This is a genomic window from Streptomyces spongiicola, assembly GCF_003122365.1.
Classification (GTDB): domain Bacteria; phylum Actinomycetota; class Actinomycetes; order Streptomycetales; family Streptomycetaceae; genus Streptomyces; species Streptomyces spongiicola.
In genome coordinates this window covers 1099834-1114488 of record NZ_CP029254.1, presented here as the reverse complement: position 1 = coordinate 1114488, position 14655 = coordinate 1099834, and the positions used below count along the sequence as shown (strand labels likewise).

The window sequence follows — 14655 nt, the reverse complement described above, 5'->3', positions numbered from 1 at the left end:
CCGGCAGCCTGGCACAGATCGAAGAGCCAACGCGAGCCCACACGATTAACACCAGTCACCTAGACCGCCGAATTATGCGGAACCCGGGATCCTGAGTTCCGCAGTTGGTAGGCATGCGGATGAGTCGAAAACAGGGATTGAGCTGCGGAAACGTCGGGATGGCGCCCGTGCGGGCGTGTGCCCACGTGGGCACGTTATGGCTGGTCAGGCCGGGTCTGCGGCGGTGATCCGTGGCGGCGGTTTGATGCCGCAGGCGCGGTAGAGGGCGGCCTGCTGGCTGGTGAGCGGGGTGGTCTGGGTGATCTGTCCGGCGTCGCCGGTGAGGGTGACCTCGTGCACGCGGCCGAGTTCGGTGCTGATCCGGTTCCAGGTCTGTCCGGTGCGGCGTTCGGCGACGCGGATCAGCAGCAGTGCGAGCCAGCACAGCAGCACGTGGGCGCGGATGCGGTGTTCGAGACGGTGAAAGACCGGTCGTAGTTCCAGCACCGTTTTCAGATCACGAAATCCGCGCTCGGCTTCCAGGAGAGCCTTGTAGCCGACCGCGATCTCCTCGGCACTCAGGTGCGGATCGGAGCTGGTCAGCAGGTACTTGCCGTCGAGACGCTCCTCGGCCTTGACCTTGGCGCGGTCGATGGCCAGCCGTCCGTTCTTCGACGTTCTCAACCACCGCTTCAGGGTGGGGTGTTCGATCAGCGCGCACTCGGCGCGCACGTGGGCGGCCTCCGCCCGCTCCCGCGCCTTGGCTGTGGTCGCGCGCTTGGCGTCACGTTCACGCTGGGACCGGATCCGCTCCAGTTCGGCCTCGATCCGCTTGATGGCCTCCTCGCGATGGCGACGGTCGCGTTCCTCCTGGGCAGGGTTGTGGCAGATGACGAAGCGCCGGCCCGGGGCCTGGTCGAGCTTGACTTCCTTGACGCGCAGGTTGTCGCGGACGCTCTGGTAGCGGCCCTGCCGGGCGAGCGCGGCCTCGGCCAGGTCGCCTCCGTCACGCATGCGCATCCCGGCGATGTAGTGGCCGCCGGCGCGGGTGAGGTAGGCGAGATTGTCCGCGGAGGAGAAGCCGCGGTCGACCACGGTGATCACGCGGCCCAGCTTCCAGTCGCGCATGTCGTCCTTGACCTGCGGCAGGATCGCCTGGTCGCTGGTGCCGCCGGGCCAGCACCAACACCGGACCGGGACGCCCTCTTTGGTGACAGCCAGTCCGATGGTGATCTGCGGCAGGTCGTCGCGGTGGTCCTTGCTCTTGCCGTAGGCGCGGAACGGGGTCTCGCCCTCGTCGGGTTCGTCGCGTTCGAAGTAGGTATTGGTGGTGTCGAAGAACAGCAGGTCGACTTCGAGGTTGAGGAGGTTGGCGACCGCGAAGAACACCGCTTCCTGCACTTCAGCCTGGGCGTCGGCCTCCACCAGCAGGTCCATGGCCCGGTATGCCTGGTTCTCGTCCATGGCCTCCAGGCCGGGTATCACCGCGTCGCGGCCGGCCCACTCGGCCGCCGACAGCTTGGAGGCCGGGGCGATGGCACGGTTGGCGGCCAGTGCGAACAGCACGCGCTCGACGTCGGTGCGGAACCGGCGCGCGCCGAGGATCTTCTTCAGGGCGGCGTCGATCTCCAACTGCCGCCACAGGCCCTGCAGAAGCCAGACCGCCCCGAGCGGGCGCGAGCCGGTCACCTGCAGGCCGCCGCCGGCCGCCGGAGCGGCCGCGTCAGCGCCGTCCTCGCCCAGGTAGCGGTTGATCGAGGCGACCAGACGGCGCAGGCCGTCGGTGTCGAGCTGGTCCTCGCGGCCGAAATTGTGCACCACCTCGGCCTGCGTAGTGCCGCCCACCCGCCGGTTGTGCGCGAGCTGAACATAGCGAACCGTCGTGCCGTTCTTGTTCTTCCGCTGGGTGGTCCGCAAGTACATGCCCACAGCATCAACGATCACAGCAAGAAGATCAATACCTCATGGACTAGGCGTGTGCCCACGCGATTCACGCGACGCGCATGCACCGAAACACCGTGACCTGCGCAGACACTGATCGACAGACCCGTATGTGCCTACGAACTGCGGAACTCAGGTCACGCGACGCGCATGCACCGAAACACCGTGACCTGCGCAGACACTGATCGACAGACCCGTATGTGCCTACGAACTGCGGAACTCAGGGTTCCAGGTCAGTAGACCTGCCGCCGTGCTGCATCTGCCGGCCGGTATCTGCCTCTCACATGCCCCGACTGGCCATGGTTGACCGCTTGTTCCGGCACGGTTGTGGCTCGACCTGACCCTGCCACCCGAGAGGCTGGCGGGCTCGCTCGCCGGTTACTCAGTCCGCTTGGGGTGCTTGGCCGCGGCATGCAGGAGCCACACAGTCTTGCGCTCCTCCTCGACCACGTACCAGACACGACCTCCGCTCGTGACCTCGATCTGCCACTGATCACGGTCCTTACCGTTGAAGAACGCAGTCGCAAGGTCGTACTTCAACTGATGGTGACGGCTGGTCTGCACCGCAGGCGCCGGACCGGTCCGCATCGTGAACCAGGCATCGGCGGTATTGGTAGGGGCTTCGGCACAGAGGGCCTGCCACCCCACCCCTACATCCCTGGCCCCGAAGCGGATCTTGTATTCGCCCGGCTTGGGCGGCGGGACGGCGAGGTCCCCCCTCTTATTGCTCAATCTGTAGGTACCTCCGGAGGCTCGACTTCTCCGAAGTCGCCCGCCTCCGGACTGGTCAGCTTGCTGTAGAGTTCCTGGTCCGCATACACCTCGGCGGTCGACTTCCATGCCGCGATCAGCGGCACGATCGGCCCAACGGTACCGAGATCGGAGGCGGCTCGTGCGGTCTCCATGAACTCGACGAGGAACTCCTGGACTGCCTTCTGCGGCAGGAAGCGGACCCACGGGAACGCCTCAGGGAACACTGCGGTCAGCATCGTCACCGCCTCGGGGCTGCTTTTCATGAGCGCGACAAAGAGTCGAGTGGTCGAGTCGACGACCTCCGTGACCTGCTCGGCGCGCGCGGCTGTCGTCAGGTACAGGTCTTCCTCGTCACCGCGACGGTGCAGCAGCAGACCCTTGCGGGGGGTGTCCTGCAGCCGCGCGACCGTGGCTACGGGGCTCTTGACGAGCTCCGAGAAGTTCACTTCAGCCAGCATGGTGGTCATGACTTCTAAAGTAGTTCAGAAGTCTGCAATCGTCCACCGGGAACGGGACACCGATCAGGCCGGAAATCACTCAGCGTCGCCGTAAGGACTCGATGCGGGCATAGTCGCAGGTCAGAGGACTAGTGACCCAGGCGCGACAGAGCCGGCCATCCAGAGGGGTCGCGGGCACTGCGGTTCCCCGCCGGGCCTCAACTTGGTCACCGATCCGCCGACCCGACGACAGGGCCCCGCCGCGGCCGTCAAGATCCCCGCATGTCCACCGCCACCCAGCAGACCGAAGTCCGCACGGTCTACATCACCTGCCAGCTCGGCAAGAGCGAACTCAGCCGGCTCTTCAATCTCGCCCCCGAAGGCATCCCCGCAGCCGCCGTCACCATCCCCCTGAGTTCCGCAGTTCGTAGGCACATACGGGTCTGTCGATCAGTGTCTGCGCAGGTCACGGTGTTTCGGTGCATGCGCGTCGCGTGAATCGCGTGGGCACACGCCTAGTCCATGAGGTATTGATCTTCTTGCTGTGATCGTTGATGCTGTGGGCATGTACTTGCGGACCACCCAGCGGAAGAACAAGAACGGCACGACGGTTCGCTATGTTCAGCTCGCGCACAACCGGCGGGTGGGCGGCACTACGCAGGCCGAGGTGGTGCACAATTTCGGCCGCGAGGACCAGCTCGACACCGACGGCCTGCGCCGTCTGGTCGCCTCGATCAACCGCTACCTGGGCGAGGACGGCGCTGACGCGGCCGCTCCGGCGGCCGGCGGCGGCCTGCAGGTGACCGGCTCGCGCCCGCTCGGGGCGGTCTGGCTTCTGCAGGGCCTGTGGCGGCAGTTGGAGATCGACGCCGCCCTGAAGAAGATCCTCGGCGCGCGCCGGTTCCGCACCGACGTCGAGCGCGTGCTGTTCGCACTGGCCGCCAACCGTGCCATCGCCCCGGCCTCCAAGCTGTCGGCGGCCGAGTGGGCCGGCCGCGACGCGGTGATACCCGGCCTGGAGGCCATGGACGAGAACCAGGCATACCGGGCCATGGACCTGCTGGTGGAGGCCGACGCCCAGGCTGAAGTGCAGGAAGCGGTGTTCTTCGCGGTCGCCAACCTCCTCAACCTCGAAGTCGACCTGCTGTTCTTCGACACCACCAATACCTACTTCGAACGCGACGAACCCGACGAGGGCGAGACCCCGTTCCGCGCCTACGGCAAGAGCAAGGACCACCGCGACGACCTGCCGCAGATCACCATCGGACTGGCTGTCACCAAAGAGGGCGTCCCGGTCCGGTGTTGGTGCTGGCCCGGCGGCACCAGCGACCAGGCGATCCTGCCGCAGGTCAAGGACGACATGCGCGACTGGAAGCTGGGCCGCGTGATCACCGTGGTCGACCGCGGCTTCTCCTCCGCGGACAATCTCGCCTACCTCACCCGCGCCGGCGGCCACTACATCGCCGGGATGCGCATGCGTGACGGAGGCGACCTGGCCGAGGCCGCGCTCGCCCGGCAGGGCCGCTACCAGAGCGTCCGCGACAACCTGCGCGTCAAGGAAGTCAAGCTCGACCAGGCCCCGGGCCGGCGCTTCGTCATCTGCCACAACCCTGCCCAGGAGGAACGCGACCGTCGCCATCGCGAGGAGGCCATCAAGCGGATCGAGGCCGAACTGGAGCGGATCCGGTCCCAGCGTGAACGTGACGCCAAGCGCGCGACCACAGCCAAGGCGCGGGAGCGGGCGGAGGCCGCCCACGTGCGCGCCGAGTGCGCGCTGATCGAACACCCCACCCTGAAGCGGTGGTTGAGAACGTCGAAGAACGGACGGCTGGCCATCGACCGCGCCAAGGTCAAGGCCGAGGAGCGTCTCGACGGCAAGTACCTGCTGACCAGCTCCGATCCGCACCTGAGTGCCGAGGAGATCGCGGTCGGCTACAAGGCTCTCCTGGAAGCCGAGCGCGGATTTCGTGATCTGAAAACGGTGCTGGAACTACGACCGGTCTTTCACCGTCTCGAACACCGCATCCGCGCCCACGTGCTGCTGTGCTGGCTCGCACTGCTGCTGATCCGCGTCGCCGAACGCCGCACCGGACAGACCTGGAACCGGATCAGCACCGAACTCGGCCGCGTGCACGAGGTCACCCTCACCGGCGACGCCGGACAGATCACCCAGACCACCCCGCTCACCAGCCAGCAGGCCGCCCTCTACCGCGCCTGCGGCATCAAACCGCCGCCACGGATCACCGCCGCAGACCCGGCCTGACCAGCCATAACGTGCCCACGTGGGCACACGCCCGCACGGGCGCCATCCCGACGTTTCCGCAGCTCAATCTCTGTTTTCGACTCATCCGCATGCCTACCAACTGCGGAACTCAGGGGAACGGCCGGTCGGAGATCGGCGCCAGGCTTACAAAGCAGATGTCGGCGGTTCGAAACCGTCCGCGCCCACCAGTGCCAAGGCCCCCAACCGATCATGGCTGGGGGCCTTTGACGTCTACTCCTGGCATCTACTCCTGATACCGATGCGGGCGTTCACCCACGGTCGGGCCGCGGCCCGGGGAGGTGATGTGCCGGGTAGGTCGGCCGGGCGGTCGTGGCGGCGTTCAGGGCCGGGGTGCCGGTGCGTCGTGCTCGCGGCCGGGGTGGTCGGACCTGGTCCTCGGCCTGCTGATCGCGGGGTTCAAGGCCGCTCTCCAGCAGTGATCCGCCCTCCGGGAGCGGGTCGTCGGGCGTGCTGTCGAGCACACCGGGCGGTGGGCGACCGGTGAGCGGTGAGCGGTCATCGCGGGGGGTGCTGCGGTGCGGGAGGGAAGACCGTGAACTTGAGCCGGTGTTCCGGCGTGGGGGCCCAGCGCCTCGCACAGTGCGTGCAGTACCAGCGCCACCGGTCCTCGTGGCCGGGGGCGGTGCGGGTGGTGTCCTTCCACAGCTGCGGGCGGGAAGGGCACTGCGGGCACGACGGAGGCTTCGGCACCATGCGACTCTCCTTCAGGTCCGCTCCAGCGTGGTGCTTCGGGCTCCGGCCGGTGGAGCGGACCCGGTGCCGCCACCCGGATGGGGGACCGGGCCGGGGTATCCGGACCGCGCGTCCTGTGCCGGGCGGATCCCCTCGCCCCTCAAGCCCCTCGCCTCATCAAGCTCCTCGAGCCCCTGAAGTCCCTCGAGTCGTCTCTCTCAAGCCCCGTTGAGCCTCCACGCCCGGCGGCCGCTCTCGGCCGGGCGGGGCACAGGCCGGGCTTCGTCACCCTCCCCGAGCCGGGCTCACGGAAGCGGGAAGCGGCGAACGTACCGGCGCTGCCAGGGGGTTTCGACCGCACGGCGGTCGTAGTGGCGCCGGACGAAGGCCACCGCCTCGGCGGCCGGTACGCCGTCGAGGACGGCGAGGCACGCGAGGGCCGTTCCGGTACGGCCGCGCCCGCCCCCGCAGGCGACTTCCACCCGCTCCGTGGCCGCGCGCGCCCGGACCTCCCGCAGGGCGGCGTGCGCGCGGTCCCGGTCGCGGGGGAGCCGGAAGTCGGGCCAGCGCAGCCACTCGGCATCCCAGGGAACGTCGGGAGGCGGCCGGTCCAGCAGATACAGCGCGTACGTGGGAACGGGCCCGTCCGGCGGCGGACAGCGCAGGCCGCGTCCCCGCACCAGCCGTCCTGAGGGGAGGCGGAGGACACCGGCCGCCGCCGGTGGCCAGGGCTCGGTCATGGGAAGCCTCCAAGGACTGCCCTCCCCGGGAGCGGAGAGGAAGGGGACTGCGACGGTCCCGGTGAACGCCGGATCAATGTTTTCGTAAAGTCCGGTCGGGAGGGGAGGTGTTGAGAGGGTGTGAGAGAGGACACGTCGAGTGCGGGTGCCGGGTGTCCCCACCAGCCACGATCGTGGTACGCGGGCCGGTGGCGCGGGTCACCGCGGCGGTCCGGCGGGTCACGGTTGTCGGTCCTGCCGCGTAACCTTGTGCCCATGTCCCCATCCCTTCGCGAGATTGGTTCCGTACGGTCCGCAGCCGTGGTGAATGCGGCGATTCGTGCCCTGTGGGAGAAGTCCGGGAGCCGGCTGTCCCCCGCGGACGAGGCGAGGTACCAGCAACTGCTCGTCGAGTGGGCCGCGGCTCTGGCCGCCGAGCGCACCGAGGCCGACGAAGCCGACGAGGAGCCCGGGGCGGCCGGCGCCACGGCCGGGTCCCCGCGCGCGGGCGCGGTCCTTCGGCTGGCCCGCGCCGCCTGACCCCGGCCGCCTGCCCCGCGGTGCGACCTGCGCCGCCTGCCCCGCGCCGGGGCCGGGTCCCGTCCGCTTGCCGACACCTCCGCCCCGGTGACCACCGGGGCGGAGGCGGCCCCGCCGGGGCCTGCGGCGGCCCGCGCCGTGTACGGACCGCCTTCGCTGCCGTGGCCGATGGCCTCCCCGGGGGCCCGTTTGTCAGTGGTGTGGCCCACACTGGTAACCATGTGCCGCAGCATCAGGACTCTTCGACCGCCGGTCCTCCCCGAAGAAGCCACCGAGGAGGACATCAGGGCAGCCGCCCTGCAGTTCATACGGAAGGTGTCCGGCTTCCGGGCGCCCGCCGCGCACAACCGCGAGGTCTTCGACCGGGCCGTGGACGAGGTGGCGGAAGCGACGCGGAAGCTCCTCGACGGGCTGGAGGTGCGAGGCGGCGCAGGCGCCGGGCGGAAGGCTACGCAGCCTTCGGCACCGGACGCCGCATGATGTAGGCAGCGACGGAACCGGCTGCGAAGAGGGCGGCGACGGACACCGCCACGCCCACCCATGTCGCGCCCAGCCACTGCCCGCCGAACCAGCCGAGGCCGACGCTGTAGCCCGCCCATGCCACGGCGGCCAGGGCCGACCAGGGCAGGAACTCCCACACCCTGCGGTGCGCCGCGCCCGCGCCGAGGGAGACCACGGACCGGCCGGCCGGCGCGAACCGGGCGATGACGACGAGCAGTCCACCGCCCCGGCTCAGTGCGGTACCGAGTCGTTCCCTGGCTGTCGCCAGCCGCCGGGAGCGGGCGACGGCACGGTCCAGCCACTCGCCGCCGCGTCGCGCCAGCCGGTAGGCGACCAGATCGCCGAGCACGGACGCGGTCGCCGCGCACAGCAGCAGCCCCGGCACCGAGGGCGCGTCGCCGGACGTCTGGACCGCGGCCGATGCGACCGCGCTCGACCCGGTCGCCGCGCTCTGTCCCGCCGCGGCCGTCGTCCCGGCCGCCGCTGCCGTCGCGGCGGTGATCACCAGCGCACCGCTCGGCAGCACGGGCAGGAAAACGTCGAGGAGCACGGAGAGCGCCACGACCGCGTAGATCCACGGGCTGCCGAGCAGCAGCCCCACAGCCTCGAACACCACGACTCCCCACCGGATGACAACGCCGCGATGTCGCAGGGGAGCGGCAGGGGCGGCATGACCGCCATAGAGCGTACGCCTGTACAGATCGGGGAGATCGCCAGGGTCGGGGTGAAGCCGGACAGGGCCGTACGGGTGCAGTCCCTCCGGCCGTCGCGCCCTGCCGGGCGCGGCTCGGGACACCGCCGGTCCGCTCGCGGTACGAGGGCCGGGGCGCGTGCCGGCTCGGCGCGCACACGGATCGCGGGCACCGGGAACGGGGAGTGGCACATGGCGGCGGCAGGCGCACTGGCGGGGGCGGCGGCCCTGGTGGCATTGGCGGTGGGGGCCTTGGGCGCGGTTCACGGAGCGGGCGACGGGCCCCGGGAGCACGATCGGCACGACCCGGTCGCCGGGGCCGGTGGAGCGGCCCTGTTCGGAGATGTCCCACTCGGTGTTTCTCCGTCAGTAAACGCCCCAATCGGCGTGTACCCGTCAGGAGATGTTCCGCTTGGTGTGACTTCGTACGGCTATGTGCCATTCGGTGTGGTCCCGTCCCGAGGCGTCCCGCCTGCCGGGTCCCCGCCCGCCGGGGCCCGTGCCGGCGGAGTCCGGCCGTCGGACGTGAGCCGTCTTACCGGCCGGGCCCATTCCGCCGTTTCCGGCGGGGCCCGCTTCACCGGTTCCGGCGGGGCGCCCGCCGAGGGCGAGGGGGTGGTCCTGCGGGCGTACGGGCGGTTCACCCCGCCCGGTTCCTTCGTTCCGTCGACGGCGTTCACCTACGATCGGGTGCTTGTGCCGGCGGGGGCGTGGATCGTGGTGGAGCAGTCGTCCGAGCGCTCGGGGACCGTGGTGCGGGCCCGTGTGGGCGGGCTGAGGCCGGGGCACGCCTTCGGCGCCCATGTGCACACCGCGCCGTGCGACGCGGATCCCGCGGGGGCGGGACCGCACTACCAGCACCGGGCAGCGCCGGGCGCCGATCCCGTGAACGAACTGTGGCTGGACTTCACCGCCGACGGCGCAGGGGAGGGCCACGCCGAGACCCGGCACGACTGGGGGCTGCGGCGCGGTGGGGCGCAGTCGGTCGTCCTGCACGCCGAACAGGGCGGCGCGGGCGCTCGGGTGGCCTGCTTCACGGTCCCGTTCGGCGGCTACGGCACGCCGTGAGCCCGGGCCCGGGCTCCGGTCCCGGGCCCGGCTCCGGTCCCGGTCCTGGCTCCGGTCCCGGTCCTGGCTCCGGCCTCGGTCCTGGCTCCGGCCTCGGCCCTGGCCCCGGCTCCGGCCCTGGCTCCGATTCCGGCTCCGGCCCTGGCTCCGGCTCTGGGGCGGCCGCGTGGCGGTGGTCCCGGAACCACCGCGGCGCGGGCGGACCCGTCGGACGGCGGACCCGGGTGGGGAGCGGACCGGTGGCGCGCGGCCCGAACGGGGAGCGGACCGGTGGACGGCGGATCCGGGTGGGGAGCGGACCGCCGTCCACCGGGTGGTAGCGGCCACCGCGTCGTTCGCCGCCGGTGCGCCGGGAGCGCCCACGTCCCGTCGCAGGTGAACAGCCGGCCGTCGAGGACGCGGAACGCGCCGAGCGGCTACGGCCCGGCCCGGCCGTAGCCGCTCGTGCGGTGATCCGCCGCGCGGCCGCGTCGGGGGTCTCCTCCGGTCCGGGGCATGGAGCCACGAGGCGCCGGCAGGGCGGAACGGGTCGATGCCCGCGAGTTCGCCGTTCGGGCGGCGGCCGCCCGTTGCGGGGTGTCCGGGCCGCGCGCTCACGCGGAGCACCGCGCGGGCCCGCCGCGCCGGTGTCGGAGAGCGTCACGGAGTCCACCCCCGGCCGTGTGCCGGGGGCCGTCAACCAGTGCACTCCCTCGGTGGGCACCCCGACGGCGAACCTGCCCGGACGCACCCGTCCCTGACGGCCGGTCAGGTGGTCCGGGATCGCGTCCCGCCGGGTGGTGTAGGGGATCAGGACGGCGGAAGCCGCAGGTCGGAGACGGTGACTCGGCCGGATTGGATGTTCAACCCGTTTCAGCGGGACGCTTCGTGGGTCGCCGTCCCCACGGAGATCGCCATGGGCCTCGAACCGGAACGTGGAGCACTTGATCACCTACACCACATCGCGGGGCACGACCTGGTCCGGGCGCCCGGTCGCCTCGGGGCCTCCCGGATGTACCGCGGGGACCCGCGCCGACCAGGGCTGCGGCGGAGGGAGCCGGAGGGGGCCGGAGGGGGCCGGAGGGAACGCGGGCAGGGTACTGACTCCCGGGCCGAGGCGGGGTGCACGGTGGCGCGGGAAGGGGAGCGTCCGCCTCGGCATGCCCCCTGCCGTGTGAGGAGTCCGGGGTGGCGGTCAGGTTCGCCTCCGGCCGGGTGAAGGGTCACGGGCCATGCGTGAGGTTCCGCTCGTCCACGGTCAGGAGCCGCGTACCCGTACGGTCCGTGCCGGTCTGGTCCAGCCGGAGTCCGGCCGAACGCCCGTTCAGGGTCAGGGTCATCAGCTGGTTCCCGAACCAGGGGCCGCCGCTCTTGTCCCATCGGACCGTCGGCCGCCCGGTCCTGCCGTGCCGGGCCATGGCCCGGCCGAGCCGCCGCCCCGCACGGCTCCACCCGAAGCGGAAACCGACCCGCACCGAGGCGTGGACGGAGTTGTGCACGGGGGAGCAGGTCAGCTGGAACACCCGGGCGGAGGGCGCCGGATCCGGCCAGCGGGGCTCCGCCACATAGGCGTGGTGCACGTCCCCGGACAGCACGCAGACCGTCGAGGGCGCCAGCGGGCCACTGCCCACCTCCCTGATCAGGGCGGTCAGCTCCTCGAACGAGGACGGGAACGCCGCCCAGTGCTCCAGGTCCGCCCGTCTTCGCAGGTTCTCCCCGACACGTGCCCAGCGCGCGCCCCGAGCCCCCCGGCACAGCGCCGCGTTCCAGCTCTCCACGTCGTGGATGGCCGGGGGCAGCAGCCAGGGCAGCGAGGTCCCGATGAGCAGATGGTCGTACGAGCCCGGCGCCTGAAGCGCCTGGTCGCGCAGCCAGCGCGCCTCCTCGTCGTCGAGCATCGCCCGGCACCGCTCGTCGAGGACCCGGGCGGCACGGGTGTCGATCATCAGCAGCCGGGTCCTGCCGAAGTCGCGCCGGTAGCTCCAGCGGACCGAGGCGGGGTCGGTGTCCGCCCGGGCGGCGAACGCCCGGAGGGCCTCCGTGCCGTCCGGGGCGTCCCGCACGGCCGCGTAGACCGGGTCCACGGCCAGCTCGGCCGGGGAGAGGTTGCCCAGGTGCTGATGGACCCAGTAGGACATCAGGCCGCTGAGGATGCGCTCCCGCCACCAGGGCGTCGCCCGCATCTCGGCGACCCAGGAGGCGCTGGTGTTCCAGTCGTCGATGACGTCGTGGTCGTCGAAGATCATGCAGCTGGGGACGGTCGACAGCAGCCACCGCACCTCCGGGTCCAGCCAGGACTCCTCGTACAGCCGGGTGTACTCCTCGTAGTCCGCCACCTGGGTCCCGGGCGGCCGGCCGAGATCGCGCCGGGTCGCCATCCACCGCTGGGTCTCCTGCGACGTGGCGTCCGCGTACACCTGGTCGCCCAGCAACACCAGCAGGTCGGGACGCTCGGCCTCCGGCTCGGCCGCCAGCCTCGCGGCCAGGGTGTCCAGCGCGTCCGGTCCGATCGGATCGCGCTTGCGGGCCGGTGGCGCGGACCACCGGCAGGAGCCGAAGGCGACCCGTACCGACTCGGCGGGGATGGCCGGCGTGCGGATCACGCTCGGCGGGTACGGCGAGTCGGCCGGGGGCCAGACCCGGCGGCCGTCGAGCAGTACCTCGTACTCCGTCGACGAGGCGGGGGAGAGGCCGGAGACCGGGATCAGGGCGTAGTGGTGGCCCTCGATCCGGAACGTGCGGGCGGAGCCGCCCGCGCCCTTCGGCGAGACGGCAGACGGGCCGCCCGTAGAGCCGGTGCTCTGGGTGCTGTCGGGGCTCTGGGGGCTCTGGTCGCTTTGCGCCTCCTCGGCACTCTGGGCGTCCTCGGCACTCTGGGCGTCCTGGGCACCCTGGGCACCCGCGTCGCCGGGGACGCCGCTCGCTCCCGCGCCCCCGGCGGTCGGCCCGGGGACCTCGCCGGGACCCTCTCCGGAGGGCGCGCCGAGGCACCGCACCTCTGCCGTGCACGGCCGGTCCGCCTCGATCCAGACGGTCGCGTGCTCACCGGTCTCCCAGTCCACGTAACGCAGTAGCGGTCCCAGGCGCAGCCCCGCTGCCATGTGCCCTCCTCCGTCGCCCCACCCGTACGGTACGGAACGACGGGGTAGGGCGGCGCGGTTCCATGCCGGAGGGGCGTTCGGCCGCTGCCCGCTGAGGGCCGGTCGCGCGTCCGGGCCCCGGACGTATCGGTGCCTCCGGCCGGTGCCGGTGTCCGGTTGTGGCCGTGGCGAGGGTGTGGACGAGGCCGTGCCCGTTCCGAGGCCGTGCCCGTGCCAAGGCCGTGCTCGTTCCGTGGCCGTGGCCGTCGGCGGGTCAGCAGCCGTTGAGGACGGACTGCAGGGCGGACTTCTCGGCGGAGTCGACGGACAGGTTCCAGTGGTGCTTGGTGTGCACCCACATACGGGCGTACATGCAGTGGTAGGAACTGCTCGGCGGCATCCATTCGGCGGGGTCCTGGTCGCCCTTGGACTGGTTCACGTTGTCGGTGACGGCTATCAGCGCCGGCCGTGTCAGGTCGTTGGCGAACGCCTGGCGCGCGGAGGTGGACCACGAGCCGGCTCCGGAGCGCCAGGCCTCCGCGAGCGGCACGATGTGGTCTATGTCGACGTCCGAGGCGGCGTACCAGGTGGCGCCGTCGAACGGGGAGTACCAGCTTCCGCTGACGGCGGCGCAGCCGGAGTCCTGGACGACGTCGGAACCGTCGCGCTTGAGGACGACCTCGCGCGTGTTGCAGGCGCCCGACTGGGTGATCCAGTGGGGGAACTTGTCGCGGTTGTAGCCGGAGGAGGAACCTTCCGCCTTGACCGTGAGCTGGCCCAGATAGGTGCGGGCGGTGGCCGCGCTGACCGGCGTGGGCGGGGCGGCCTGGGCCTCGGGCGCGGTGAGCAGCGCGGTGGCCGACGCGAGGGCGACGGACGCGGCGAGCACCGCGGTCCGGGTGGCTCGACGCGCGTAGAGACCTGACATGAGAACTCCTCTGTTGGTGGGGGGCGTTGCCCGGACCGGACCCCGAAGGGCCGGGCCCGCGCCATGGTTGCGGCGCCGGATTGCCCGGGGATGGGCGCCAGGTAACAGAGTGACGACATGAACACGTCACTTCAAGGGTTCGCGGCACCGGCAATTCCCCCCGGCAGGCTTAGGGTTGGCGCGTGCTGCTGCCGGTCAATGTGACGTTCGGGATCGTCCTCGCCGTGCTCCTGGCCGCCGCCGCCTGTGTCGCGGCCGTCGCCCACCTCGGGCCGGGTCGTGCCCGCGAGATGGTGGTGGCCGGTCTGCGCGCCGCGGTCCAGCTGGGCGCGGTCTCGCTCGTCATCGGCTGGGCTGTCCGCTCCGTCCCGCTGCTGCTCGCCTTCCTGCTGGTGATGTACGCCGTGGCCGTACGCACCGCGGGCCGGCGGGTCACCCCGAACGGCACCTGGTGGCTGACGGCTCTGCCGATCGGCGCGGGTGTCGTGCCGGTCGTCGCCGCCCTGCTGCTCACCGGGCTCGTCCCGGTGAAGGGCATCGCGCTCATTCCGGTGACCGGCATCCTCATCGGCGGCGGGCTGACCGCGACGGTGCTCGCCGGACGGCGCGCGCTCGACGAACTCGCCACCCGGCACGGGGAGGTCGAGGCCGCAATGGCGATCGGGTTGTCCGACCGCGACGCCCGGCTCGAGGTGGTGAGGGACGCGGCCGCCGACGCGCTGCTGCCGGGACTCGACCAGACCAGGACGGTGGGGCTGGTCACGCTCCCGGGCGCGTTCGTCGGGATGCTGCTCGGCGGGGCGTCACCGCTCCAGGCGGGTGCGGTGCAGCTGTTCGTCCTCGTCGCGCTGATGGCGGTGCAGGCCGTCGCGGTCGCGGTGGTACTGGAGCTGGTGTCGCGCGGTCGGCTGCACCGGGACCTCCCGGCCGGGTCGGCGAAGGGCGCGGACCGGGCTCGTGAGGGGCGAGGAGGGGCCCGGGTCCGTGATGCCGACCGGACCGGGCTCGTGAGGGGCGAGGAGGGGCCCGGGTCCGTGATGCCGACCGGACCGGGCTCGTGACGGACGAGGCGGGATACCGGGT

General features: G+C 71.6%; 13 protein-coding genes. 6 read left to right on the top strand and 7 right to left on the bottom strand.

Going from position 1 to position 14655, the window contains the following annotated elements:
- Window positions 1-204: 204 nt before the first annotated feature.
- The 3 genes from DDQ41_RS04760 to DDQ41_RS04750 form a co-directional block, all read right to left on the bottom strand.
- Complete coding sequence (locus tag DDQ41_RS04760; RefSeq protein ID WP_109297466.1) at window positions 205-1902, bottom strand: IS1634 family transposase; 1698 nt, start codon at window positions 1900-1902, stop codon at window positions 205-207.
- Window positions 1903-2298: 396 nt separating this feature from the next.
- Window positions 2299-2652 (bottom strand): hypothetical protein, encoded by a 354-nt coding sequence (locus DDQ41_RS32235; RefSeq protein WP_109293347.1) that lies wholly within the window; start codon window positions 2650-2652, stop codon window positions 2299-2301.
- Window positions 2649-3140, bottom strand: a complete 492-nt coding sequence (locus DDQ41_RS04750) for a hypothetical protein (protein WP_109293346.1) — start codon at window positions 3138-3140, stop codon at window positions 2649-2651. Before DDQ41_RS04750 ends, DDQ41_RS32235 begins: the two co-directional genes overlap by 4 nt.
- Window positions 3141-3392: 252 nt before the next feature.
- On the opposite strand from DDQ41_RS04750, the gene DDQ41_RS04745 reads away from it, so the two are divergent.
- Window positions 3393-3608: a hypothetical protein gene (locus tag DDQ41_RS04745; RefSeq protein ID WP_109293345.1), complete on the top strand. Its 216-nt coding sequence runs from the start codon at window positions 3393-3395 to the stop codon at window positions 3606-3608.
- A gap of 67 nt (window positions 3609-3675) precedes the next feature.
- Window positions 3676-5373, top strand: a complete 1698-nt coding sequence (locus DDQ41_RS04740; RefSeq protein ID WP_109297466.1) for an IS1634 family transposase — start codon at window positions 3676-3678, stop codon at window positions 5371-5373.
- A 998-nt stretch (window positions 5374-6371) separates the two neighbouring features.
- Here DDQ41_RS04740 and DDQ41_RS04725 read toward each other — a convergent pair.
- Window positions 6372-6806 carry a protein-tyrosine phosphatase family protein gene (locus DDQ41_RS04725; protein ID WP_109293343.1) on the bottom strand — a complete coding sequence of 145 codons (435 nt, stop codon included), beginning with the start codon at window positions 6804-6806 and terminating at the stop codon, window positions 6372-6374.
- A 255-nt stretch (window positions 6807-7061) separates the two neighbouring features.
- On the opposite strand from DDQ41_RS04725, the gene DDQ41_RS04720 reads away from it, so the two are divergent.
- Together DDQ41_RS04720 and DDQ41_RS04715 are read left to right on the top strand one after the other, a co-directional pair.
- Window positions 7062-7325 carry a hypothetical protein gene (locus DDQ41_RS04720; RefSeq protein ID WP_245991552.1) on the top strand — a complete coding sequence of 88 codons (264 nt, stop codon included), beginning with the start codon at window positions 7062-7064 and terminating at the stop codon, window positions 7323-7325.
- A 219-nt stretch (window positions 7326-7544) separates the two neighbouring features.
- Window positions 7545-7805 carry a DUF2277 domain-containing protein gene (locus tag DDQ41_RS04715; RefSeq protein WP_109293342.1) on the top strand — a complete coding sequence of 87 codons (261 nt, stop codon included), beginning with the start codon at window positions 7545-7547 and terminating at the stop codon, window positions 7803-7805.
- Here DDQ41_RS04715 and DDQ41_RS04710 read toward each other — a convergent pair.
- Complete coding sequence (locus DDQ41_RS04710) at window positions 7774-8439, bottom strand: DedA family protein (RefSeq protein WP_109293341.1); 666 nt, start codon at window positions 8437-8439, stop codon at window positions 7774-7776. The genes DDQ41_RS04715 and DDQ41_RS04710 overlap by 32 nt on opposite strands.
- Window positions 8440-9042: 603 nt before the next feature.
- Between DDQ41_RS04710 and DDQ41_RS04705 the strand changes: the two genes are divergently transcribed.
- Window positions 9043-9585 carry a superoxide dismutase family protein gene (locus DDQ41_RS04705; RefSeq protein WP_309475799.1) on the top strand — a complete coding sequence of 181 codons (543 nt, stop codon included), beginning with the start codon at window positions 9043-9045 and terminating at the stop codon, window positions 9583-9585.
- 1202 nt (window positions 9586-10787) lie between these two features.
- Here the strand turns inward: DDQ41_RS04705 and DDQ41_RS04695 are convergent.
- A complete protein-coding gene (locus DDQ41_RS04695) occupies window positions 10788-12665 on the bottom strand; it encodes an alkaline phosphatase D family protein (RefSeq protein WP_109293339.1) in 1878 nt (625 codons plus the stop codon).
- Window positions 12666-12918: 253 nt separating this feature from the next.
- Entirely contained in the window at window positions 12919-13572 is a 654-nt protein-coding gene (locus DDQ41_RS04690; protein ID WP_109293338.1) for an HNH endonuclease family protein, read from the bottom strand.
- Between the two features lie 182 nt (window positions 13573-13754).
- On the opposite strand from DDQ41_RS04690, the gene DDQ41_RS04685 reads away from it, so the two are divergent.
- Window positions 13755-14633: an ABC transporter permease gene (locus tag DDQ41_RS04685; RefSeq protein WP_262508355.1), complete on the top strand. Its 879-nt coding sequence runs from the start codon at window positions 13755-13757 to the stop codon at window positions 14631-14633.
- Window positions 14634-14655 lie beyond the last annotated feature (22 nt).

Excerpts from the sequence above, each read along its gene's own strand:
- DDQ41_RS04695 (WP_109293339.1), bottom strand. The coding sequence starts at position 12,665 with ATGGCAGCGGGGCTGCGCCTGGGACCGCTACTGCGTTACGTGGACTGG.
- DDQ41_RS04715 (WP_109293342.1), top strand. The coding sequence starts at position 7,545 with ATGTGCCGCAGCATCAGGACTCTTCGACCGCCGGTCCTCCCCGAAGAA.
- DDQ41_RS04750 (WP_109293346.1), bottom strand. The coding sequence starts at position 3,140 with ATGACCACCATGCTGGCTGAAGTGAACTTCTCGGAGCTCGTCAAGAGC.
- DDQ41_RS04740 (WP_109297466.1), top strand. The coding sequence starts at position 3,676 with ATGTACTTGCGGACCACCCAGCGGAAGAACAAGAACGGCACGACGGTT.
- DDQ41_RS04725 (WP_109293343.1), bottom strand. The coding sequence starts at position 6,806 with ATGACCGAGCCCTGGCCACCGGCGGCGGCCGGTGTCCTCCGCCTCCCC.
- DDQ41_RS04760 (WP_109297466.1), bottom strand. The coding sequence starts at position 1,902 with ATGTACTTGCGGACCACCCAGCGGAAGAACAAGAACGGCACGACGGTT.
- DDQ41_RS04745 (WP_109293345.1), top strand. The coding sequence starts at position 3,393 with ATGTCCACCGCCACCCAGCAGACCGAAGTCCGCACGGTCTACATCACC.
- DDQ41_RS04720 (WP_245991552.1), top strand. The coding sequence starts at position 7,062 with ATGTCCCCATCCCTTCGCGAGATTGGTTCCGTACGGTCCGCAGCCGTG.
- DDQ41_RS04690 (WP_109293338.1), bottom strand. The coding sequence starts at position 13,572 with ATGTCAGGTCTCTACGCGCGTCGAGCCACCCGGACCGCGGTGCTCGCC.